This is a genomic window from Mesorhizobium sp. M1004 (assembly GCF_040318795.1).
Taxonomy (GTDB): Bacteria; Pseudomonadota; Alphaproteobacteria; order Rhizobiales; family Rhizobiaceae; genus Mesorhizobium.
Genome location: NZ_JAMYNB010000006.1, coordinates 338,906 through 360,232, shown reverse-complemented (window position 1 = coordinate 360,232; position 21,327 = coordinate 338,906). Strand labels below are relative to the sequence as shown.

The window sequence follows — 21,327 nt, the reverse complement described above, 5'->3', positions numbered from 1 at the left end:
CTTTGCCTGGTCATGCTAGTGGTCCCGATCGGGACGCGGGTTGAGCGACAGCAGCGTCTGGCGCGCGCGCTCGAGGAAGGTGCGGCGTTCTTCGCCGGGCGCGATCGCCACCGGCGGACCGAAGACGACGCGGCACAGAAGCGGCACCGGCAGGAACTGGCCCTTGGGCAGCACGCGCGACATGTTCTCGATCCAGCACGGGATGAGTTCGACATCGGGCCGCGCCATCGACAGATTGTAGAGGCCGGAGCGGAACGGCAGCAGATCCGCCTCCGTCGTGTTGCGAGTGCCTTCGGGAAACAGGATCAGCGAGTGGCCGTCGTCGAGCACCGACAGCATGATCGAGATCGGGTGTTGCGTTTCGTCGGTCCACTGCCGGTGGATGAGCACGGACGACAGCATGTCCTGCGCGATGAAGCGGCGCAGCCGCGACTTGCCCCAATATTCGGCCGCCGCGATCGCATGGGTCCGGGCGCGCACCTTCTCACTCAGACAGGCCGACAGCAGGATGAAATCACCATGGCTGGCATGGTTGGCGAAGTAGATGCGCTGCCGCTCCGACGGCTGGCTGCCGTTCCAGATTGGTCTGACGCCGGTTACCACCCAGGCCGCCGCCGACAGGCCGACCGACGTCACCGTCTGCAGCAAGGTGAAGGTGTTGGCGCGCAGGTGAAGTTTTGTCATGGCTCAAACAAATGCTGCGAAAAGGGATGCCGCAGCAAACATGGCGAGCGCCATGCGCTGCCTTGTCAGCAGGCGGCGCGTGCCTGCCATGCGATGGTCGAGCGAGCGGCCGCCGGCAGTGGTGGATTTCAGGCGCATGCGCGCCAGCACATCGTCGACCGCGGCACCCCCGGCGGCCTCGCTGGCGTGGCTTGCCATCAGCCGGAACAGCAGCGCATCGAACAAAAGCAAGGCCGAAAGAGCCAGCGTGGCCACGGCGCTCGCCGCCGCGACCAGCCAGGCCGCCGCGGACAGCGCTGTCGTCTGCGGTCCGGCCACCAGGCCGATGACCGGCGCTGCCATCACAGCCGCGACCACCAGCAGGATCGGCCACACCGCCTGCACCATCAGCCCGGCGGCGAATATTTCGGCCTTCTCGGGAAAATTGTCGCCACTCATGCCGGCCAACTCATGTCGGTTCTTCCAGCCCCGGTTCTTCCAGCCCCGGTTCATCCAGCCCGATCTGAAGGTGCACGGGCCTGCCCGACGCGGCGAGTTTCTTGCGCGCCTGTGCAGCTGTGTACGAGCGCCCCGTCACCACCAGCCAGTCGGCGACGATGGCCGCACTGCGCTGGAAGCCGAGCGCGCAGCAGACCAGGACGGTGCCGCGCCGGCGCGCCAGCTCGATCGCCGCCACCGCTCGCTCCAGCCTGTCGTGAGGCGGCGCCACGAGGTCGAGCATCGCGTAGCTGATCCAGCGGCAGGTCACGCCGCGCGGCCGTTCCATCTCGCCGGCAAGGTCGATCACTGTGCCGAAGCGGTTGGCCTCGTCGGCACTCGGAAACCGGCCGAGGAAAACACCGTCGGTGATCTCCACTTGCGGCGCCAGTTGGCGGGTCCATACCCACACATTGATCCGGGCGCCAAGCCGGTAGGGCAGGAGCAGGATACGGCTGGCCAGTGAGACGCTACCATCGGCTGCCTTCTGGAACACTTTGGCGCCGGCCCCAGCATAGCCGAAGGTGACGATGGCCAGCGCCAATGCCGGCCACAACAGGATGAGAAAATCGGCGGAGACCAACGCGCCCTCGGCAGCGCCGGCCAGGGCAAGGGCCGCCCCCAGCCCGTAATAACCCGCCAGCCGCCGCGCCCTTGGGTCGGCGGTCAACCGAAAACCCCAGAATGGCAATTCGCCCTTGAACGGAAACAGCCATAGCGCAAACAGGCCGAGCAGCGCGCCGGTCGGAATGTCGATGAAATGATGCTGCCACGTCGTCAGCACCGAGGCGCCGATGAGAAAACACCAGACGTGCCAGACGGGGCGGAGAATGCCGCCGAGACGGTGGCGTGCCAGAACGTGACGCCAATGGTCCCAGATGATCACCAGCAGCGCGATGTGCAGGGATGGCGCCTGGTTGAACGGCTTGTCGAAACCACCGAGCACCGCAAACAGAAAACCCGGCAGGCCGGTGGTTTCCGGCCGCACGAAGGTCGCCGTCAGCGGGAACGCGATGAAGCAGGCGACGGCAATGATCTGCGCCGAGAGATAGCGGCCGGCGAGCCGGTCGACGCCGCGCCTGGTCGTGTTGAGCAGCAGCGATAGGCCGTAGAACAGATTGATCGACCAATAGGGCACGATCGTCCAGGCGACGAACGGGATGGCGTATTCCCAGGCAAACACGATGCTGCCGACATGGTCGCGCCGCGACGCCAGCCAGTTGGCAAAGCCATAGGTCGAATAGAAGAATGGCGCCAGCAGCGCCAGCCAAAGGGCTGCCCTCAGCACGATGCCCAAATAGGGTTCCCGCGCCGGGGCAGGGTCAGTGACAGGCAGGGCCATGGTCTCAGACGCGCCGTGCGACCGAGACGGTGAAGATGCCCCATTGGTCGATGCGCTGGTCGATCTTTGCGAAACCGGCAGCCGTCACCAACTGGTCCATCTCGCCCTGCGTGCGCCGCCGCATCACCCAGGCCTGTCCGCCGCGATGCGAGGTCAGGCTGCGCGCGATCATCTCCAGCTGCGGATGCCATGGCTGATTGGTGTAGACGAGCAGGCTGCCGGACTGCATGGCGCTCGCCAGCCCGCCGAGCGAGCGGGAAATCATCGTATTGTCGGCGAACAATTCGTAAAGTCCGGAGACGATGGCGAGGTCCGGCGCCGGCTTTTGCCCGGCCAGCATGTCGGCATCGAAGGCGTCGGCCTGATGAAAGGTGACGCTGGTCGGCAGCTGCCGCTCGGCTATCAGCTTCGAACCCAGTCCGACATTGAGCTCGGAATAATCCTGCAGCCGCACGCTTGCTGGTGGTTCAGTGCATTTGGCGACGGCATCGAGTACATAGCGGCCGTGGCCGGCGGCGATGTCGAGCATGTTGACGGGACGGCCAGCTGCCTTCAGGCTGGCGGCGGCGTTGCCGATCAGCTCTTCCAGATGCAGCTTGCGCTGGCGGATGCCGCGCCAGCCGATGGCGTCGAGGAAGGTGCGGTCGATCATGCGGCCGATGAAGCCGGTGCCGCGCGCATCGTTCTCGTAGACATAGTCGAGCGTCGAGCCGGAATCGAAGCCGGTGGCCATGCCGATCTTCATGCCCGAAGACAGCCAGGCGCCCATGCGGATCGAGGCGCGACTCATCGCCCAGAAAATACCCTTGGGCGACAGCAGCGTCAGCGGCGAGGCGAGCCTCTCGGCCTCGTCGCGGGTGTAGCCGGCGCGGTCGGCCTGAAGCAAGTCGATGGTTTTCTCCGGCGTGGCAAATTGCTTTTCGAGGAATGGCCGGATCAGGTCCAGCGCCTGCTGGCGATCGCGCTCGCCCAGCGTGTCGTGGAAGAAGCCGGGCAGCATATGCCGCTCCTTGGCGCTGCTGCCGAGATTGACGAAGAATTCGTGCTGCGGTCCATGCCGCACCACCCAATCGCTGCCGGAGATCAAGAGCTGCGTCGGCACGGTGATGGCGCGCGCGTCCGAGACGATGCGGGCAGCGTGGTCGTAAAGCTCGACCAGGATGTTGGAGGCGATCGGTCGCGTGATCAGCGGATCGCCGTCGAAGGAAGCGATGCGCTCGGCATCATGCGTCAGGAACTTCGCCTTGACGTAGGAATTGACGAAGAAGCGGCCCTTGAGATTCTGCCACAGCGCAATGCCCTCCTTGGCGAAGGGCACGTAGAGCTTGACCGAAAAGGCCGGTGAAGCCACCACCAGCGCGCGGATGTCGGGCGCATAGTCATGCACCCAGGCAGCAGCCAGCACGGCGCCGAAGGACTGCGCGATCAGCGCGATGTCGCGCTGGCCAAAACCATCCCGGCCGATCTCGCGCACCAGGCAGTCGATATCACGCACCAGGGCGGCAAAGGACGGCGCATAGCCGCGCTCGCCGGCCGATCGGCCATTGCCGCGGGCGTCCCAGGCGTAGAAGGCATGGTCGGGCATGGCGAGCTCGTCGACCAGATGCGCCATGCGGCCGCCATGCTCGTGGCCGCGATGGAACAGCAGGATCGCACCCTTTGGCGCCGACCCGGCGGCCGGCCAGTAGCGGTAGAAGATCTCGGTGCCGTCATGGCTCTTGAACGTGCGCTCCTGCGCGATGCGCTCGAGGCTTGCCGGTGCTAGGGCGGCGATGGTCTGGTGGATCATGGTTTCCCTCTGGCGGTGGGGTGCCTGACGCTTTGGCATCAGGTGCCGCCCGCTCTAAGGCCGCTGCGTATCCGGTTGATGGCGGTTATCCCCGACAGTGTAGCCATGATCGGAAACACAAATGGCGCGATCCCCGCCACCCACAGGCCGCAAGCGAGGAGAAAGCCGATGACGCCGAGCACCAGGGCTCGGTCGCTCTTGCCGAACGGCCCGGCATAGTTGCGCCCGCTGCCTGCGGCAACGCCAAGCACGCCGGCGAACTCGACAAGCATGGCGGTAATAGCGAAGGCGACGACACCCCAGGCCGGGAACAAGGTGGCAAAGGCCAGGATCAGCGCCAGGTCCGAGACGACGTCGCAGAGTTCGTTGAGAAACATGCCGAGTTTTGATGCTTGCCCATGTTCCCTGGCCAGCATCCCGTCAATGGCGTTGAGCGCCATGCGCACGAACAGCACCACCGGCATCAACAGGAAAACCAGGGGATGGTAGGCAAAGGCCGCGACCACCAGGCCGGTGGCGATGGAGAGCGCCGCGGCGAGAAGCGTGATCTGGTTGGCGGTGACGCCGGCATCGGCCAGCCGGTCGGCCAGCGGCCGCAGCCTGGCCTGAAAGGCCGGTTTCAGTTGATAAAGCGTTGGCATGTGCGATCCCCCAACCGCGGCTCATGACAGTGTCGGCCAGATTGGTCAATCGGCAGGCAGGGCGCAAGGGCTCGCACCAGCATCCGCACCGTTGCGGGACTCGAAACTCCCGGCATGGATGCAGAGGCGCAGCCGAAGATCTCGGCCAAGCAGGATGTTGCGCGCTACAAACCGCCTCGCAAATGATAACTTTACAAATACTCATATTTATGTGAAGTAAATCACTGAAAGGTCGATCATGACAAACAGTCGCTTCGCCACCCGCCTGAATTCCTTCGCCTCGCGGCCGCAAGCCGAATGGCCTGATCTCACCGGCAAGCCGTCCATGCTGCAGATGGCCACTCGCGCGGCCAAGGTCGACGGGTTGACCGATCTTGATCTTAATTTCCCCGATCATGTCAGTGAAAAGCCGGCTGAAATCGCCCGAAAGCTCGGCGATTTCGGGCTTTCCATCAATGGCTTTGCCATGCGTTACTACTCCAATCCGGCCTTCAAGCTCGGCGCCTTCACCAATCCGGACCCGGCGGTGCGCCGCGAAGCCATCGACTTGACCAAGGCCGGTATCGATGCGGTGCGCGCGGCCGGCGCCAGTCTGATGACGCTGTGGCTGGGCCAGGATGGCTTCGACTATGCATTTCAAACTGACTATGCGACGCTCTGGCAGCACGAAATCGAGGGGATTCGTGAAGTTGCCGCGCATGATCCCGGCTGCCAGATCAGCCTGGAGTACAAGCCTAACGAACCGCGCTCCTACTCGCTGATGCCGGATGCGGCGACCACCTTGCTGGCGATCCGCGAGGTCGGCCTACCCAATCTCGGCGTCACGCTCGATTTCGCCCATGTGCTCTATGCCGACGAACAGCCGGCCTTCGCCGCGGCGCTGATCGCTCGCCACAGCAAGCTGCTCGGCGTCCATCTCAACGATGGCTATGCCAAGCGCGACGACGGCCTGATGGTCGGCGCGGTGCACACGCTGCAGACCATCGAACTGCTGCGCCAGATCCGCCGCGACGGCTATGCCGGCGCCATCTACTTCGACACCTTCCCCGACATGACCGGGCTCGATCCGGTGCGCGAATGCGAAGTCAACATCGCCACCGTCAAGCGCCTGCTGCGCGTTGTCGACCGGCTGGAGAAGGATAACCGCCTGTCCGCCGCCATGGACAGTCAGGACGCCGTGACGTCGCAGGCTATCGTCCAGGAAGCCATGCTCGGGCCGGAGACGAGGGGACGTGGATGACGTTGAGCAATCTCGATCTGAAAGCCGTGGGGCCGCGCATCCGCATGATGATGCCGCATCTCACCCCGCTTGAGGCCAAGGTGGTGGAAACCGTCTTCGGCCGGCGCGGTTTCGACCAGACCATTCCGCTGAAGCAGATCGCCGAGGAGGCCGGCGTGTCGGAGGCTATGGTGGTCAAGATCGCCAAGAAACTCGGCTTCTCCGGCTACCGCGACTTTCGCACCGCCGTCTATGAATACAGCCGCCTGCCGACCGCCGAGATGCACCAGGAACTGTCGGTCGACGACAGCTCGGCCGAGATCGTGCAGAAAGTGTTCCGCACCTCGATCCAGGCGCTGGAGGAGACGCTCGCGATCCTCGACATGGACGATTTCGACCGTGCCGCCGATCTGCTCTACCGCGCCAGGAACCGCGATTTTTATGGCGTCGGCGGCTCCGCCCAGATCGCCCGCGACGTCTCGCACAAATTCCTGCGCATCGGCATCCGCGCGTCTGTCTATGACGACTCGCACATGATGCTGATGTCGGCCTCGCTCCTCGGCGCCGACGACATCGCCGTCGGCTTCTCGCATTCCGGCAACACGTCGGCCGTCATCGACGCCATCCATCTTGCCCGCAAGAGCGGCGCCCGCACGCTGGCCATCACCAACTACGACAACTCGCCGCTGGCCCGGATTGCCGACATCGTGCTGTGCTCGACGGCGCAGGGATCGCCGCTGATGGGCGAGAACGCGGCGGCCCGCATCGCGCAGCTCAACATCCTCGACGCGCTGTTCGTGGCGGTGGCGCAGCGCGACTACCAGGCGGCGGAGCGCAATCTCGGCCGCACCATGTCGGCGGTCACCTCGAAGCGAAAAGACCGCGGCACATGACGGTTCCGCTGGTCACCGTCTTCGGCAGCCTGCACTACGACATTATGGTCGACGCGCCCGACCGTCCGCGCAAGGGCGAGACTGTGACCGGCCATGCCTGGCAGCCGAAATGCGGCGGCAAGGGCGGCAACCAGGCGGTCTCGGCGGCACGCGCCGGCGTGCGCGCGGCGATGATCGGCGCCGTCGGCGACGACGATTTCGGCACGGCGCTGCTGGCCAATCTCGATCGCGCCGGCGTCGATCGCCGCTTCGTGCGCGTGGCGGCAGGCGCAGGCTCCGGCATGAGCGTGGCGATCTTCGACAGCGATGGCGACTATGGTGCGGTGATCGTCTCCGGCAGCAATCTCATCCTGGGCGGTGATGACATCGCGGCTGCGGGCGAGGTGGTGGTACAGACGGCAGTGCTGTTGCTGCAGAACGAAGTGCCCGATGCCGCCAACATCGCTGCCGCGCGCGCGGTGAAGGCATCCGGCGGCCGCGTCGTGCTCAACGCCGCACCGGCGCGAACACTGTCGGCCGAATTGACCGCGCTGACAGACATCGTCATCGTCAACGCCATCGAAGCGGAATTTCTCGCCGGTGTTCCGGTCGTCGATACGCTCGCCGGCGCAGCCGAAGCCGCGCGGCGGCTGATCGATACCTACCCCTCGGCGATCGTCACCGCCGGCGGCGAAGGCGTCGCCTATTGCGACCGGACCGGCGCGGCCTTCGCGCTGGCGGCCGTCCCGGTCAAGGTCGTCAGCACCCATGGCGCCGGCGACGAATTCGTCGGCGCCTTCGCGGCAGGCCTCGCGCGTGGCCATCCGATGGAAGCGGCGATTGCCACCGCCAATGCCGCCGCCGCCTCGCTGGTGGCGACACCGGAGGGAGAGCGCAGCTCGCGTTGAAAACTCAGGCCGCATGTTGCGCCTCCAAAACCCGTGCCCCCGTCGATGAGCGAAACGGCAAACCGGGCGCGGCGAGAACCTGCTTGGCTTTGCCCTGACGGAGGCGCGGGACCAAGCTGCGTGGTCGAAAGTCGGGAGCCCTCAGTCCGCTTCGCCAGATGACCCTTTGCCGCACTGCGTCAGCACCTTGCCGATGGCCGCGCTCGAGCCGGTCAGCGGAAAGCTGTTCTCGCCATATTTGTCGGCCGTAACCGTGAGGTCGCCCTTGCCGCGCAACAGGCCGAGCAGTGGATCGTCTTTGCTCAGCTCAGCCGTGAAGTAATTATACATGGCCTCGAGGTCGAGCTTTTTGGTCACGCTCTTGTCACCGCCCTTGAAGGTGAAGGAAGCGCTGATGCCGGGCTCCAGCTGCTGGCCGGCCGCGCCCAGATCGTAGCTCAGCAGCGGCTTGTCGAAACAGACCAGCATCAGATGCGCATCGGCCTTCGGTCCGCCGCACACCGAAGCCGTCAGCACGCTGCCGCCTTCGTCTTCTTCCATCTTGGCGCTCCAGTTGCAGGACGCGGCAAAAGCCGGCTGCGCGGCTTGCAGCGCGGCCAGAACGGAACTTGCCATGATGAACTTCGCCAATGCACTTTGCATGATCCCCTCCCAACCTTCCTTCAACGAGATCATACAGGACAAAAGGCCTGTTGACAGCGGCATATGCCGTCTTAGCCCCCGGCGCGCCCCATTGATCAAGCCTTTGAGACCGGCCTCGACGTCCAGGGCGGCTCCGGCGCGAAGCGCTTGCCGATCCAGTCGGCGAAGGCGCGTGTCTTGGCGGCTTGTCCCTTGGCCGAGGGCATGACGACATAGACCGCGCCTTCGTCGGCCAGCGTCCAGTCCGCCAGCACCGGCACCAGCCGTCCGTCGGCGAGTTCGCGTCCGACCAGCCAGTCGGTGCTCATCATCAGGCCGAGGCCCTGCACCGCGGCTTCGACCAGCACCTCGGCGTCGTCGCAAACCATCGGCCCCGAGACTTCGACGTTGACGCGGCGTCCCGAACTGTCGGTCATCTCCCAGGTTGGAAAGGTCTGGAAGCCGGAGAAGCCGAGGCAGGCGTGTTCTGTGAGCGCTTCCGGCGCTTCCGGCGTGCCCCGGCGGGCGAGGTAGGAGGGAGCAGCGCACAGCAACCGCCGCCGTGTCGCGATCTTGCGCGCCACCAGGCGCGAGTCCTCCAGCGCGCCGAGACGGACGGCGACATCGAAGTTCTCTGCAACGAGATCGACGAACCGGTTGGAGAACTCGGCCTCGATGCGGACATCCGGGAACGTCGCTAGAAATTGCGGCAGCAGCGGCCCGATCCACATACGGCCAAAGGTTCCCGGCATCGCCAGCCGCAGCAAGCCCCGCGGAGCCCCGCTGGCATGCGCGGAAGCAGCAGCCTCAGCTTCGTCTACCGAGGCCAGGATGGCGCGGACACGCACCAGGAACTCCGCTCCGGCCTCCGTCAACGACACGCTTCGGGTGGTCCGGTGCAGCAGCCGCACGCCGAGCCGCTCCTCCAGCGATTGCAGGCGGCGTGACAGAACCGTCGAGTCGCGCCCGACGCGCAACGCTGCCTTGGTGAAGGAGCGCGCTTCCGTGATGGCCGCAAAGGCGGCCATTTCGGCAAGGCTGGCGGGGTCGTGTGATTGCTGCATAAAGCACAGGATTCAAATGTAAAAATTCCAGATTATCTGCTTGTAGCGCAGCAGATAGCTTCACTCAATCCTGACGATTGACCCCTTAAACAGGAATGCGTGAGCCATGAAAGCCATCGAACTGACCGCCGCCAAGCTGGACGCCTTTCGCGCCACCACCATTGCCACGCCTGAACCGCAGCGCGGCGAAGTGCTGATCCGCCAGCGCGCCGCGAGCCTGAATTTCGTCGATGTGGCGGTGGCCAGCGGCAATTATCACGTGCCCGGCTTTCCGCTCATTCCCGTCGCCGACGGCGCCGGCGAGATCGTCGCGCTGGGGGAGGGCGTTACGGATTTCGCCGTCGGCGATCACGTCATTGCCCATGCCAAGCCGCGCTGGATCGGCGGTCCGCCCCAGCCTAACGAGATGACACAGATGCGCGGAATTTCGCTGCCGGGGTCGCTCGCCGAATATGTCGCGCTGCCGGCCAACTCGCTCGTGCCGGTACCGGCTCGTCTCTCCTTCGAGGCGGCGTCGACGCTGCCGATCGCCGCGACCACCGCCTGGAACGCCGTCCGCGCCGCCGATGTCGGGCCGGGCTCGGTCGTCGTGCTGCTCGGCACCGGCGGCGTCTCCATCTTCACCCTGCAGCTGGCGAAAGCCGCCGGCGCCACCGTCATCATCACTTCTTCGTCGGACGAGAAGCTGGGGCGGGCGAAGGCAATCGGCGCCGATCATCTCATCAACTACCGCGCGACGCCCGACTGGGACGGCAAGGTGCTGGAACTGACCGGCGGCCTCGGCGCCGACCTCGTCGTCGAGACCGCCGGCACCGCCACCTTCGCCCGCGCCGTCAACGCCACCGCGCCTGGCGGCACGCTGTTCACCATCGGTTTCGTCACCGGCGCCGAGGCCACGGTCGACCTGCTGCCGATCATCATCAAGGCGCTGAAGGTGGTCGGCAACAACACCGGGTCGGTATCTGACCTTCGCGCCGCCGTCCGCGCCATCGCCGCCGCCCGGATCGACCCGGTCGTCGACAAGGTGTTCAGCCAGGAGCAGGCGGCCGAAGCCTACGCGCACATGGCGGCAGGCGGGCAGCATTTCGGCAAACTTGCGTTCAAGCTCGACTGGTAGCCGAGGCGCGCGAGCGGCCAATCTCCCCCCTTGAGGGGGAGATGCCCGGCAGGGCAGAGGGAGTCGGTCCGACCGGGCTCGACCTACTGCGGCGGAAGGAGGTTGGCGCTCTACGAGAGGCGACCCCCTCTGTCGCCTTCGGCGACATCTCCCCCTCAAGGGGGGAGATTACGCACGCCGCTTCCTAGATCAACTTCTCCAGCGTGATCGGCAAGTCCCGCACTCTTTTGCCCGTTGCATGGAACACCGCATTGGCGATCGCCGGCGCCACGCCGACGATGGCAAGCTCGCCGACACCTTTGCCGCCGAGCACCGAGGAGTGCAGGTCGGGAATGCCGACCGAGATCACCTCGATGTCCGGGATGTCGGCATTGGTCGGCACCAGATAGTCGCCGAGATTGTTGTTGACGATGCGGCCATGCCTGCGGTCGACAATGCCTTCTTCCAGCAGCGCCTGGCCGATGCCCATGATGATGCCGCCCTTCCACTGGCTCTCCGCGAGTTTCGGGTTGTAGAGCCGGCCGGAATCCAGCGCCGACACCACGCGCGACACGCGCACGGTGCCGAAATCCTCGTCGACGCGCACCTCGATGAAATGCGCGCACCAGGAGTGGCGCGAATAGTCGCCCTCGGTGTGCGGCACCGACGTGGCGATGGTGGTGTAGTTCTTGTAGCGATCTTCGGCGCTCGAATTGGCCGGCATGGTGTCGCCGGTCGCTTCGATACGGTCGCGGCCGACGCTGCCGAGCAGCTCGGCGATCGAGACATTGGGACCATCGCCGCGCGGCGACCTGATGCGGCCATTGGCGACGACCAGCGTGTTGGCCTGGAGCGCGTGGAAGGGCGAGCGCGGATCGCTGATCGCCAGTCCGACAAGCTGATCGAGCGCCGATGTCGCCGCCTTGTAGACCGCGCCCGTCATCACGCCGGCCAGCCGCGACCCGCCGGCCACGCCGGCGCGGGGATACCGGGAATCGCCGAGCTTCACGACGACATGGTCGGCCGCCACGCCGACCGTTTCGGCCGCCGTCTGCGCCAGGATCGTGTAGGTGCCCTGGCCCATGTCGATCGAGGAGCTTTCGACCTCGACCGAGCCGTTGGCAAGGATACGCACGATGGCCTCGCCGTAAGCGCGCCGTACCGGATAGGTGCCGGCGGCGACGCCCCAGCCGATCAGCTGGTTGCCATCGCGCATCGAACGCGGTTTGGGCGTGCGCTGGGGCCAGCCGAAGCGTTCGGCGCCAGCCGCGAAAGCCTCGCGCAACTGCCGCGTCGACCAAGCCTTTTTTGCGTGCGGATCCTGCTCGGCGTAATTCCTCAGCCGGATCTCCAGCGGATCGATGCCGACCTCGTAGGCGAGCTCGTCAATGGCGCTTTCGATGCCGAAGGCGCTAGGGTTTTCGCCCGGCGCGCGCATGGCGCCAGGCACCACCGAATTCACCCGCACGACATTCTGCTTCGATGAGAAGTTGGGCGTCGCATACATGATCGAGGTGACCACGCCCAAAGGCTCGACCCACATGCCGTCGATCGACGTTTCATTGACGCCGCGATGCACGATCGACTGGATCTTTCCGTCACAGTCGGCGCCGATCGTCACCGTCTGGCGGGTCGCGGCGCGGCCGCCATAGCCGGTAAAAGTCTGCGGCCGCGTCATCACGACCCGCACCGGACGTCCCAGCATCTTGGCTGCGGCAGCAGCCACCGCGCCATGGCCGAGCGCCAGCGCCTTGGAGCCGAAGCCGCCGCCAATATAGGGCGAGACCAGGCGCACATTCTCGAACGGCACGCCGAACCATTCGGCATAGGTGCGGGCCATGCCGTCGAGCCACTGGCTCGGTTCCCACACGGTGAGCTTGTCGCCCTCCCAGCGGGCGATGAGGCCATGCGGCTCCATCGGCGCCTGGTATTCGCGCGGCGTGTTATAGGCGCCGCAGACGCGCACCGGGGCAGCGGCGAAAGCGGCCTGCGCATCGCCCCATTCCTTGGTCATGGCGGCGATCGGAATGCCGTCGCCCGCCTTGGCGTCGCTGAGGTCGACGATGGCCGGCGTCTCGTCATAGCTGACCTTGACCAGGGCTGCGGCCGCAACGGCCTGCTCGAAGGTCTCCGCGATGACTGCGGCGACATGCTGGCCCGAAAAGGTGATATCGCGCGCCAGCGGGCAGTAGGGCTTGTCCGGCGGCGGTGTGCCGAACCAGTCCGATGCAGTCTTCAGCGGCATGATGGTGTCCGGCGTCAGCACCTTGAGCACACCAGGTGCCGCCTCGGCGGCTGACGTGTCGATCGAGCGCACCTTGCCTGATGCGATCGTGCTTTCGACCAGGACGCCGTAGGTTAGCCCGTCGAGCTGCTGCTCGACGGCATATTTTGCCGCACCGGTAATCTTGGCCGGGCCGTCGACGCGCGACAGCCGCCCGCCAACCTGATCGGCAGTGCCGTCCGAAGCGTCGCCGTGCCGTGTCCTCGGGTCGTGAATGGTCATGACATGGCTCCCGTCTTGAGGATGGCGCGGGCAACGACGCGCGGCGCCAGTTCGATCTTGTAGTGGTTGGCGCCGTGGTCGACGGCGCCTTCCACGGCGAGCAAGCTGGCGGCCCGCACCCTGTCTTCGCTGGGCACCTTGCCCTTCAACGCCGCTTCCACGGCGTGCGCCCGCCACGGCTTCGTCGCGACGCCGCCCAGCGCGACGCGCAGGTCGCGAATGGTGCGGCCATCGGCTTCGAAGTCGATGCCGACCGCGGCGCTTGCAGCCGCGAACTCATAGGACTGCCGGTCGCGAACCTTGAGATAGGTCGACCGCCGGGCGGCGGCTGAAGCCGGGATGCTGATGGCCGTGATCATCTCGCCCGGTTGGATGGCATGTTCCCTGTCGGGCGTGGCGCCGGGCAGGAGAAAGAAGTCGTCGACGGCAACCTGGCGTTCGCCAAGATGAACCACGGCGTCGAAGGCGACCAGCGCGGTGGCGAGATCGCCGGGATACATGGCGATGCAGGCGTCGCTGGTGCCGAGCACGGCATGGCCGCGGGTGACGCCGCCGATCGCCGAGCAGCCGCTGCCGGCCGAGCGCTTGTTGCAGGCGGAAAAATTCGCGGGATCGCGGAAATAGGGGCAGCGCGTGCGCTGCATCAGATTGCCGCCGATGGTCGCCATGTTGCGCAGTTGCGCGGAAGCCGCCTGCCACAGCGCTTCGGAGACCGCGGGAAAGCGGCTCTTGATCTCGGCATGGTCGGCGACGTGGCTCATCTTGGCCAGCGCGCCGATCATGGCACTGTCAGCGTCGACCTTGATGGCGTCGAGCCCTTTGAGATGGGTGATGTCGACCAGGCTCTCGGGTTCGGCAACGCCGCATTTGGCGAGATCGACCAGCGTCGTGCCGCCGGCAAGCAGCATGGCGCCGGGCAGGGCGGCAGCTTGGCGTGCGGCGTCGATGCTATGGGCGCGAACGTAGGAAAAATCCCTCATGACGCGACCTCCAGTGCCGCCTGGCGCACGGCGGCAACGATGTGCGGATAGGCTCCGCAGCGGCACAGATTGCCGGCCATGTATTCGCGGATCTCGTCATCCGAGCCGGCATGGCCCTCGCGGATGCAGGCCACCGCCGACATGATCTGTCCGGGCGTGCAGTAGCCGCACTGGAAAGCATCCTGGTCGAGGAAAGCAGCCTGAACCGCGTTGAGCGTGCCGTCATCGCCGGCCAATCCTTCGATGGTGGTGATCTCGCGGCCTTCGGCTTGTGCTGCAAGCGTCAGGCAGGACAGCACGCGCTGTCCCTCGACATGCACCGTGCAGGCGCCGCACTGGCCCTGGTCGCAACCCTTCTTGGTGCCGGTCAGGGCGAGGCGATCACGCAATGCATCGAGCAGCGTGACGCGCGGCTCGACCTGCAGTTCGTGACTGTGTCCGTTGATGGTGAGACGGATTGGGATAGTGGTGGATTTGGTTTGGTCGGTCATGAGGCGTCTGGCTCCAGTTGCTTGACGCTAGGGGATTGAAATGGGCTCGAGTGGGAGAGGACAAGGGAAGAGGCGACGGTGCGCCTAATCTCCCCCCTTGTGGGGGAGATGCCCGGCAGGGCAGAGGGGGCGCGAAGGAATGCGACGTTCCCGATTTACATGCGTCGACACGAATCTTGTCCGAGGAGGCGCTAGTCAGGCCTTGATAGGCTGGCGGGACAGCGCCCCCCTCTGTCCTGCCGGACATCTCCCCCACGAGGGGGAAGATTGGCAGCTCTGCCGCCCCGACTCTCCAGCCGGCAGGGGATGCTTCAGTCTTCACAATCTCAACACGTGACATATCGGCTCCCCTGATTATATGATAAGACTGCTCCACTAAAACGGAGGCGCCTCCGTTTATCTAGTTGGGGGCTTACCCCTTTGGGTTCAAGCCCCCATATATCAACAGTGGAGAAAAAATTGACCGAGCAGTCGCAAGCAATTGCCGACGAGAAGCGCGAAGCCGCAGCGCCAAGGCCGCTGCGCGCCGATGCGCAGCGCAACCGCGACCGGCTGGTCGAGGTTGCGGCAGCGGCCTTTGCCGAGCACGGTGTCGATGCCTCGCTGGAGGAGATCGCGCGCCAGGCCGGCGTCGGCATCGGCACGCTCTACCGGCATTTCCCAACCCGCGAGCATCTGGTCGAAGTGGTCTACCGGCGTGAAGTCGAGGCGCTCTGTGCGGCGGCCGATGACCTCGCCAGCCACCATTCGGCCGACATGGCGCTGGAACAGTGGATGCAGCGCTTCGTCGACTACATCGCCACCAAGCGCGGCCTGGCGGCCAGCCTGCGCATCCTGTTCAACACGAATTCCGCCGTGTTCTCCGACATGTCGGGCCGGGTGTCGCTGGCCTTGCGGCAACTGGTCGAGGCGGCGGTGGCCGAAGGCTCGATCCGCAGCGACGTCGATGCCTCCGATGTGCTGCACGCACTCGGCGGCATCTACTCGGCCCCCGACACCAAGGACTGGCGCGACCGCTCGCGCCGGCTGGTCAAGCTGCTGATGGACGGGCTGCGGTTCGGGGCAGGGAAGAGGTGACCTAGCGGCTCAAGCCGAACCATCGACCGCATAGAACGGAAACGCGCCGGGCAGCCCGCTTGCCGCCATTTCGCCACGCTTCTCGAACCGCAGGCCGGAGCCGACCACGAGATCGCGCACCGTCCTTGATGCGATGATTTCGCCCGGCCGCGCATGGTCAAGCAGACGCGATGACAGTTCGATCGCCGCGCCTGAAAATTGATGGCCCCGCTGCTCGCACTCGCCGATATGCACCGCCGAGCGGACCTCGACACCGGATTGCCGCAAGCGATCGCGGATGGCGATCGCGCACTGGATCGACCGCGTTGGCCGCTGGAACACCGCGAGCACCTTGCCGTCCGATCGCCTGATCTCTCTGCCTTCGGCCGCGAGGAGTTCGCCACGGAGCGCTTCGGCGTGCCGCTCGGCCGGGTCGATGCCGAAAGGCGAGCCCGTCATATCGAGGGACAGCACCGACACAAGCAGCCGTTCGCCTGGGGCCGCCGGCAAGGCGCCGGTGACGAAAGCCTGGATCTCGTCGACGATCCGATCGGAATTCTCGCCCCAGATGACGTGGTCGCGGCCGGCGAACTCAATGTATCGGGCGCCCTCGATGTGCGTCGCCAGGTAACGTCCTTCTTCCCGCTTCACCCAGCCGTCGCCAGTCGTCTGCATGATCAGTGTCGGAACATGGACAGCAGGCAGAATGTCGCGAACATCGATTTCGGCTCCCCAGCGCCACAGGGCGATCGCGTCGGCGGGCGAGGCAGAATTCCTGAGATAGGCGGCGAACCATTCTGTCTCGAACGTGTCGCTCATCAGACTGGGCGCCGCGTTGCTCATATCCGCCGCCGCTCCCCATTCTTTCTCGACGATCGCCAGATCCTCTTCCACCTGCTCGCTTGTCTTCGCCCACGGATAGTCTTGTGACCACCTGCCGCGGGCGTAGGCCCCATTGAGCACGAGTGCCGCTGTGCGCTCGGGATAGGTCGCCGCGAACAGCATGCACATCGGGCCGCCCTCGGAACTGCCGAACAGCACCGTGCGCTTCGAGCCGACCGCATCCAGCACTGCCCGCACATCTTCCATCCGCTCTTCCAGCGTCGGCAGACCGACATTGCGGTCCGAGAGCCCCGTGCCGCGCTTGTCCATGCGTATCAGGCGCGAGAAAGTACCTAGCCGCCGGTGCACGTGCGAAAGCCGCGGCGAGGCCCAGGCATGGTCGAGGTTGGAGACCCATCCCGGCACATGGATCAGGTCGATCGGCCCGTCGCCGGTCACCTGATAAGCGATGTTGATCCCGGCCGATTTGACGTAGCGGGTCTGCGGCCGCGCGGGTTGGTGGCTGAAGCCGGTGGCGTCATCCGCATCGGTCGTGGGTGCCTGCGCGATCGTGCGGCGTGTCCGCAGCGTCTCGAACAATTGCCGTGTCTCCGGCTCCGGCTGCAGCTTGAGATCGCGTTGAAGCGCAGTGCGGCAGTGCTCATATTGCTTCAGCGCGAGATTGGTCCTGCCTTGCGCCGCATAGGCGCGCATCAGGGCACGGTGGACGTCCTCCCTCAGCGGCTCCATGGCGAGCAGGCGCGTCGCCGCGCGTACGCATGCGGCAGGATCGTTCGTCGCGGCATAATGCGCGACCAGCCTGTCGAGTGCCGCGACGGCCAACGCCCGCAGCCGCTCGCGTTCGATCCTCAGCCAGTCCTCGAATGGCTCCTCCTTCAGGCCGAACCCGTCGAGCAGGTCGCCGCGGTAGACATTGAGCGCCAGTTCGAGGTCTTCGGGTGCCGGGCTGGCGACCAGCGCCTCGAACCGCGCGACATCGAAATCAAGGTCGTCGAGATGCAGAGCGACGCTGTCGCCGTCGGTAAGGAAGCGGCCGCCGCCGCATGCCTGCATGGCCTTCCTGACGGACGACACCGCTTGCCGCAGGCTCATTCGCGCCTGCGCCTCGCTGTTGATGCCCCAGAGCAGGGTCGCCAGCTTCTCGCGCGACTGCGAATGCCCCGACTGGAGTGCGAGATAGGCCACCATCGCACGCGCCTTGCGGCTGATGGCCGGAACCGCAGCCCCGGCAAAGTCGAAACCACCCAGCAGGTGAAGATAAGGTCCGGTCATCGGATCCCGCCACGGTCACAGCATGACGACGATCCGCTCAAGCTTGGTCCATTTCAACAATTATTCCGCCGCCGAGGCGCTTTTCACGATTCCATCACGCAGGTTCCCACGCGTTGCTCACGGCGCTTGAGGAGATTGTTCGCACTGGATCTCTTTTCGCAGGAGGATACCGTGCATCACCCTGGCCCGACCGAGTGGCCCATCTGGCATGACGACCCCGGGCGCGACCGGCAGGAGCTTGGCGCACCATCGCGTCACGATATTGCGCTGACCCGCTATCTCGAAACACAACAGGCCCATCGGGCATTGGCGGCTCGCAGACTCGATCCGGCGGCGGTCGTGGCCTCTGCACTGGCAGCGTTCGTCCGCTGCCTTTTCCGTGCAGCGCTGCGCCGAATTGTCCGCTGGCCAACCGATGCCGCGACAGGGATGGACGATTTCGGCTTGACGTTGTCCAAGGCTCATGCGGATCTTAGCAAGACCCTTTGGGGCCGCTGAGTGCAGCGCCCTTGGTCGACGATCTCATCCCCAACCGCCGCCGCCGCCGCCAGCCCCACCGCCGCCTCCGCTGCCGCCGAGAGAAGGAATCACGGGCGGCTTTTGCGGGATCTCCTCGGCCGGCTTGATCACTTTGCCGGTGGTCGCCTTCTTGTATCTGACCACCTTTGGCTGAGGTGCTACGCGGACCACCTTGCGATGTTTCACCGGCGGTGCCGGCTCAAACATCGGCGACACCGAGGTGCAGCCCATGAGCCCGGCCAGAACGCCGGATAGAATTATCCCGATGAATGCCTGCCCGATGAATGTCTGCTTGAATGCCTTGCCCACCATGGCCTCCTTATTGTTCAGAACAAATCCCGACGCGGATTGGCTTCTTCCCAGACCCCCCGGGCCGCATTGACCAGTTGCATGTCCAGCGAACCGGACGGGGGGATCTTCGACTTGAGCTCCTGACGCAGCGCGTCCAAAGCTGCCGTTTTCGGCTTGGTGCCGAACTGCGCCAGGCCCTTTTTGGCTTCCGGCAACTCCTTGCGCAGATCGAGCGCGACGGCGAATGCCAGGAAGCGCACCGCGACAGCCTGATCGGCCTTGTCGCCTTTCGCCATTTCGAGCGCCGCGCGATCATAGGCGCTCGACGGATCGCCGCGCGTGGTCGCCAGTTCGAACAGCCTTTGCGCTTCCGCCGGGTCCTGGCGCACACCGGCGCCGTCCCTGTACATGCGGGCGAGGCTGCCCGGAGCGTAGGGCTGGCCAAGATCGGTGGCCTGCTGGAACAACGCCTGCGCCGTCTTCGGATCCTTGTCGATGCCCTGGCCGGCCAGGTAATTGCGGCCGAGCAGGTTCATCGAATACATGTCCTGGCGCTGCACTCCCGCTTGCAGGAAGGCGACGGCACGGGCCGGATCGGCAGGCACGCCGTAGCGGCCCTCGGTGAAGATGGCGGCAAGATCGTTCATGGCATAGGTGTGCCCCATGGCCGCCGCCTTGAGCAGCAGGTCGAGGCCCTTGGCCGTATCGCGGTTGACGCCATAGCCATTGAACAGCGCGCGTCCCCACGAGGTCATACCGTAGGGATCGCCCTTGTCTGCGGCAGCCTTGTAGAGAGCGTTGGCCTGGGTGCGGTCGATGGCCGTCCCGGTTCCGGTTGCGTTGAGATAGCCGAGTTCGAAGACGGCGCGCACATGGCCTTTCTTGGCGGCATGCTCGATGGCTGCCCTGGCCTCGCCGACCCTGCCGGCCGCAAGCAGCGCGCGGCCGAGCTCGTAGTGGAAGCGGGCGACGTCTGGATAGGTTTTCACCGCCGCCTCGCAGGCTGCCACCGCACCGGCGCCGATCTCGTTCGGCAGCAGGCCGGGCACCACCCCTTGCAGGTCGAGAGGCTCGCCGGCGGCGGTATCGCAGGCATCGACCGTCGGCGACAGCTTCATTGTCGCCGGCTTAGCCGAGCTGCTGTCGGCCCGGATTTCGAAGCCGACCTCGACCGGCGCGCCGGCGCCGATCTGCGGCTCGTAACGGAGATGGTCGACTTCACCGGCCAGAAGGCTGGATTGCGGCGACAAGGTTCGATCAGGCAACGACAGCGTTCCCGTTGCCGGATACCCCGAGACCTTCAGGCTGACCGCCGGATCGTCGGTGGGGAAATCCAGATTGAGCGCGACCGGGCCGACGCCGACGGGAATATCAAGCTTGCGGTTCTCGATCGCTTCGGCAGCGCCGGTGATGTGGATGCCGCGATCCAGCACCTGCTGCTTCTGCTCGGCCTCGAGCGAAGCCATGATCTGCTGACCCGCCGCACCTTCGCCGCTCTTGACGCGGAACACCAATATGCCCTGGCTTCCGCCGCCCCAATTGTCGTGCGTGGCATAGGCCAGCATATCCACCTCGTCCTGCGTCGCGGTCCCTTTGGGGACATCCATCTGCAGGCGTGGCAGGTCCTTGCCCGCGATCGGTTCGCCCACCGCGACATCTCTGCCGTCCAGCATCAAACGGCCCATTGCGGGTGGCCTCTCGATGCTGACGGTGATGGCGCCGCCATCGACATCGACCGGCTCCGGCAGGCCGAGGGCGACGGGGCCGACCCCCGACAGCACCACCTTCTCCAGCACTGGCGGCAGCGAAGGCCGATTGTTGCGGCGCACCAGCACCACGTCGTCGATCAGCGACGAATTTTCCCAGGGCACCTGCATGCCGTTGGTGGCCTGCACGACATCGCGGCGCACCGCCGACATGACCGTTCGGATCTCCTGGTTCGGCGCCAGCGCGCGCCGCGAAAAGGCCAATGAAAACGGGCTGAGGTCGCCGCTACCGTCATAGGCGACCGCGCCTGGTTCGGTGGCGAAGGCAATCAGCGTGTTGAGCGAGCTTCGCACCTGCGCCAGCCCGGTATTGCCGGCGGTGACAAGCTGGTCGCGCAGCCAGTAATTGTTGCGCGGGAAGGGGTTGTTGCGGCAGGCATCGAGGATGATCACCTGGATCTTCGACTTCGAGCGCAACTGCTCCAGCACGTCGTTGAGCTTGATGGCCTGGACCTCGATATCGGCCGCCTTCTTCAACGAGGCGTCGACCGGTATCAGGAAATTCTCGCCACCGATCTGAAAGCCGTGCCCGGAATAGTAGACGACGGCGAGATCGGCGCCGTCGGCGGCGGCCAGATAGTCCCGGAACTGGCCTTCGAACTGCTGCTTGGTGAGATTCTCGGCGACGAAAACCTCGAAGCCCGCCAGCCGGAACGTGGCCGATACGTCCTGGGCATCCTTGGCCGGGTTCTTCAGCGCCGGGATGTCGCGATAATCGGAATTGCCGATGACGAGCGCGACCCTTCGATCGGCGCAGGCCTCAAAGCTTGTGAGGCCGGCAAGGATGAAGGCCGCGATGAATCCGCAAAGTCGGAGCATGACAAAACTCCTGGTCGCGGCCTGACGCCGACGAGAACACCGCTTGCGGCATCAAGGTCCGTTGAGAGTAT

Annotated in this window: 19 protein-coding genes; 6 read left to right on the top strand and 13 right to left on the bottom strand. The window is 65.5% G+C overall.

Annotated elements, in window-relative coordinates:
- Window positions 1–15: 15 nt before the first annotated feature.
- From NKH54_RS15690 to NKH54_RS15670, 5 genes are read right to left on the bottom strand one after another with little or no spacing between them, the layout of a single operon-like run.
- Window positions 16–684 carry a lysophospholipid acyltransferase family protein gene (locus NKH54_RS15690; protein ID WP_023672504.1) on the bottom strand — a complete coding sequence of 223 codons (669 nt, stop codon included), beginning with the start codon at window positions 682–684 and terminating at the stop codon, window positions 16–18.
- Between the two features lie 3 nt (window positions 685–687).
- A complete protein-coding gene (locus tag NKH54_RS15685; RefSeq protein WP_023693832.1) occupies window positions 688–1,122 on the bottom strand; it encodes a hypothetical protein in 435 nt (144 codons plus the stop codon).
- 10 nt (window positions 1,123–1,132) lie between these two features.
- Window positions 1,133–2,503, bottom strand: a complete 1,371-nt coding sequence (locus tag NKH54_RS15680; protein ID WP_023742398.1) for a phosphatase PAP2/dual specificity phosphatase family protein — start codon at window positions 2,501–2,503, stop codon at window positions 1,133–1,135.
- Window positions 2,504–2,507: 4 nt separating this feature from the next.
- Window positions 2,508–4,289 (bottom strand): bifunctional alpha/beta hydrolase/class I SAM-dependent methyltransferase, encoded by a 1,782-nt coding sequence (locus NKH54_RS15675; RefSeq protein WP_031244626.1) that lies wholly within the window; start codon window positions 4,287–4,289, stop codon window positions 2,508–2,510.
- 41 nt (window positions 4,290–4,330) lie between these two features.
- Window positions 4,331–4,933, bottom strand: a complete 603-nt coding sequence (locus NKH54_RS15670) for a CDP-alcohol phosphatidyltransferase family protein (RefSeq protein WP_023703071.1) — start codon at window positions 4,931–4,933, stop codon at window positions 4,331–4,333.
- 238 nt (window positions 4,934–5,171) lie between these two features.
- Between NKH54_RS15670 and NKH54_RS15665 the strand changes: the two genes are divergently transcribed.
- Genes NKH54_RS15665 through NKH54_RS15655 form a run of 3 tightly spaced genes read left to right on the top strand, consistent with a single transcriptional unit; the run spans window position 5,172 to window position 7,932 of the window.
- Window positions 5,172–6,173, top strand: coding sequence for a sugar phosphate isomerase/epimerase family protein (locus tag NKH54_RS15665; RefSeq protein ID WP_023805590.1), 1,002 nt, complete (start codon window positions 5,172–5,174; stop codon window positions 6,171–6,173).
- Window positions 6,170–7,045, top strand: a complete 876-nt coding sequence (locus tag NKH54_RS15660; protein ID WP_023727034.1) for a MurR/RpiR family transcriptional regulator — start codon at window positions 6,170–6,172, stop codon at window positions 7,043–7,045. The genes NKH54_RS15665 and NKH54_RS15660 overlap by 4 nt, the downstream gene beginning before the upstream one ends.
- Window positions 7,042–7,932, top strand: coding sequence for a ribokinase (locus tag NKH54_RS15655; RefSeq protein WP_023742400.1), 891 nt, complete (start codon window positions 7,042–7,044; stop codon window positions 7,930–7,932). Before NKH54_RS15660 ends, NKH54_RS15655 begins: the two co-directional genes overlap by 4 nt.
- A gap of 141 nt (window positions 7,933–8,073) precedes the next feature.
- Here NKH54_RS15655 and NKH54_RS15650 read toward each other — a convergent pair whose 3' ends face one another.
- Together NKH54_RS15650 and NKH54_RS15645 are read right to left on the bottom strand one after the other, a co-directional pair.
- Entirely contained in the window at window positions 8,074–8,574 is a 501-nt protein-coding gene (locus NKH54_RS15650; protein WP_245270983.1) for a hypothetical protein, read from the bottom strand.
- A 95-nt stretch (window positions 8,575–8,669) separates the two neighbouring features.
- Entirely contained in the window at window positions 8,670–9,617 is a 948-nt protein-coding gene (locus NKH54_RS15645) for a LysR family transcriptional regulator (RefSeq protein ID WP_023742402.1), read from the bottom strand.
- 106 nt (window positions 9,618–9,723) lie between these two features.
- Here NKH54_RS15645 and NKH54_RS15640 point away from each other — a divergent pair, with 106 nt between their 5' ends.
- The gene (locus tag NKH54_RS15640; protein ID WP_023693823.1) at window positions 9,724–10,734 is read left to right on the top strand and encodes a zinc-dependent alcohol dehydrogenase family protein; all 1,011 of its coding nucleotides are present in this window, start codon (window positions 9,724–9,726) and stop codon (window positions 10,732–10,734) included.
- 184 nt (window positions 10,735–10,918) lie between these two features.
- On the opposite strand, the gene NKH54_RS15635 is transcribed toward NKH54_RS15640, so the two are convergent.
- From NKH54_RS15635 to NKH54_RS15625, 3 genes are read right to left on the bottom strand one after another with little or no spacing between them, the layout of a single operon-like run.
- Window positions 10,919–13,219 (bottom strand): xanthine dehydrogenase family protein molybdopterin-binding subunit, encoded by a 2,301-nt coding sequence (locus NKH54_RS15635; RefSeq protein ID WP_353028523.1) that lies wholly within the window; start codon window positions 13,217–13,219, stop codon window positions 10,919–10,921.
- Window positions 13,216–14,199 (bottom strand): FAD binding domain-containing protein, encoded by a 984-nt coding sequence (locus NKH54_RS15630; protein ID WP_353028522.1) that lies wholly within the window; start codon window positions 14,197–14,199, stop codon window positions 13,216–13,218. Before NKH54_RS15630 ends, NKH54_RS15635 begins: the two co-directional genes overlap by 4 nt.
- Window positions 14,196–14,690 carry a (2Fe-2S)-binding protein gene (locus NKH54_RS15625; RefSeq protein ID WP_353028521.1) on the bottom strand — a complete coding sequence of 165 codons (495 nt, stop codon included), beginning with the start codon at window positions 14,688–14,690 and terminating at the stop codon, window positions 14,196–14,198. Before NKH54_RS15625 ends, NKH54_RS15630 begins: the two co-directional genes overlap by 4 nt.
- A 459-nt stretch (window positions 14,691–15,149) precedes the next feature.
- Here NKH54_RS15625 and NKH54_RS15620 point away from each other — a divergent pair, with 459 nt between their 5' ends.
- Window positions 15,150–15,767: a TetR/AcrR family transcriptional regulator gene (locus NKH54_RS15620; RefSeq protein WP_023709407.1), complete on the top strand. Its 618-nt coding sequence runs from the start codon at window positions 15,150–15,152 to the stop codon at window positions 15,765–15,767.
- Window positions 15,768–15,776: 9 nt separating this feature from the next.
- On the opposite strand, the gene NKH54_RS15615 is transcribed toward NKH54_RS15620, so the two are convergent.
- Complete coding sequence (locus NKH54_RS15615; RefSeq protein WP_353028520.1) at window positions 15,777–17,861, bottom strand: alpha/beta fold hydrolase; 2,085 nt, start codon at window positions 17,859–17,861, stop codon at window positions 15,777–15,779.
- 135 nt (window positions 17,862–17,996) lie between these two features.
- Between NKH54_RS15615 and NKH54_RS15610 the strand changes: the two genes are divergently transcribed.
- Window positions 17,997–18,359 (top strand): hypothetical protein, encoded by a 363-nt coding sequence (locus NKH54_RS15610; protein ID WP_353028519.1) that lies wholly within the window; start codon window positions 17,997–17,999, stop codon window positions 18,357–18,359.
- Between the two features lie 24 nt (window positions 18,360–18,383).
- Here NKH54_RS15610 and NKH54_RS15605 read toward each other — a convergent pair whose 3' ends face one another.
- Entirely contained in the window at window positions 18,384–18,692 is a 309-nt protein-coding gene (locus NKH54_RS15605) for a hypothetical protein (RefSeq protein WP_352537524.1), read from the bottom strand.
- Window positions 18,693–18,706: 14 nt separating this feature from the next.
- Entirely contained in the window at window positions 18,707–21,256 is a 2,550-nt protein-coding gene (locus tag NKH54_RS15600; protein ID WP_353028518.1) for a caspase family protein, read from the bottom strand.
- Between the last annotated feature and the right edge of the window lie 71 nt (window positions 21,257–21,327).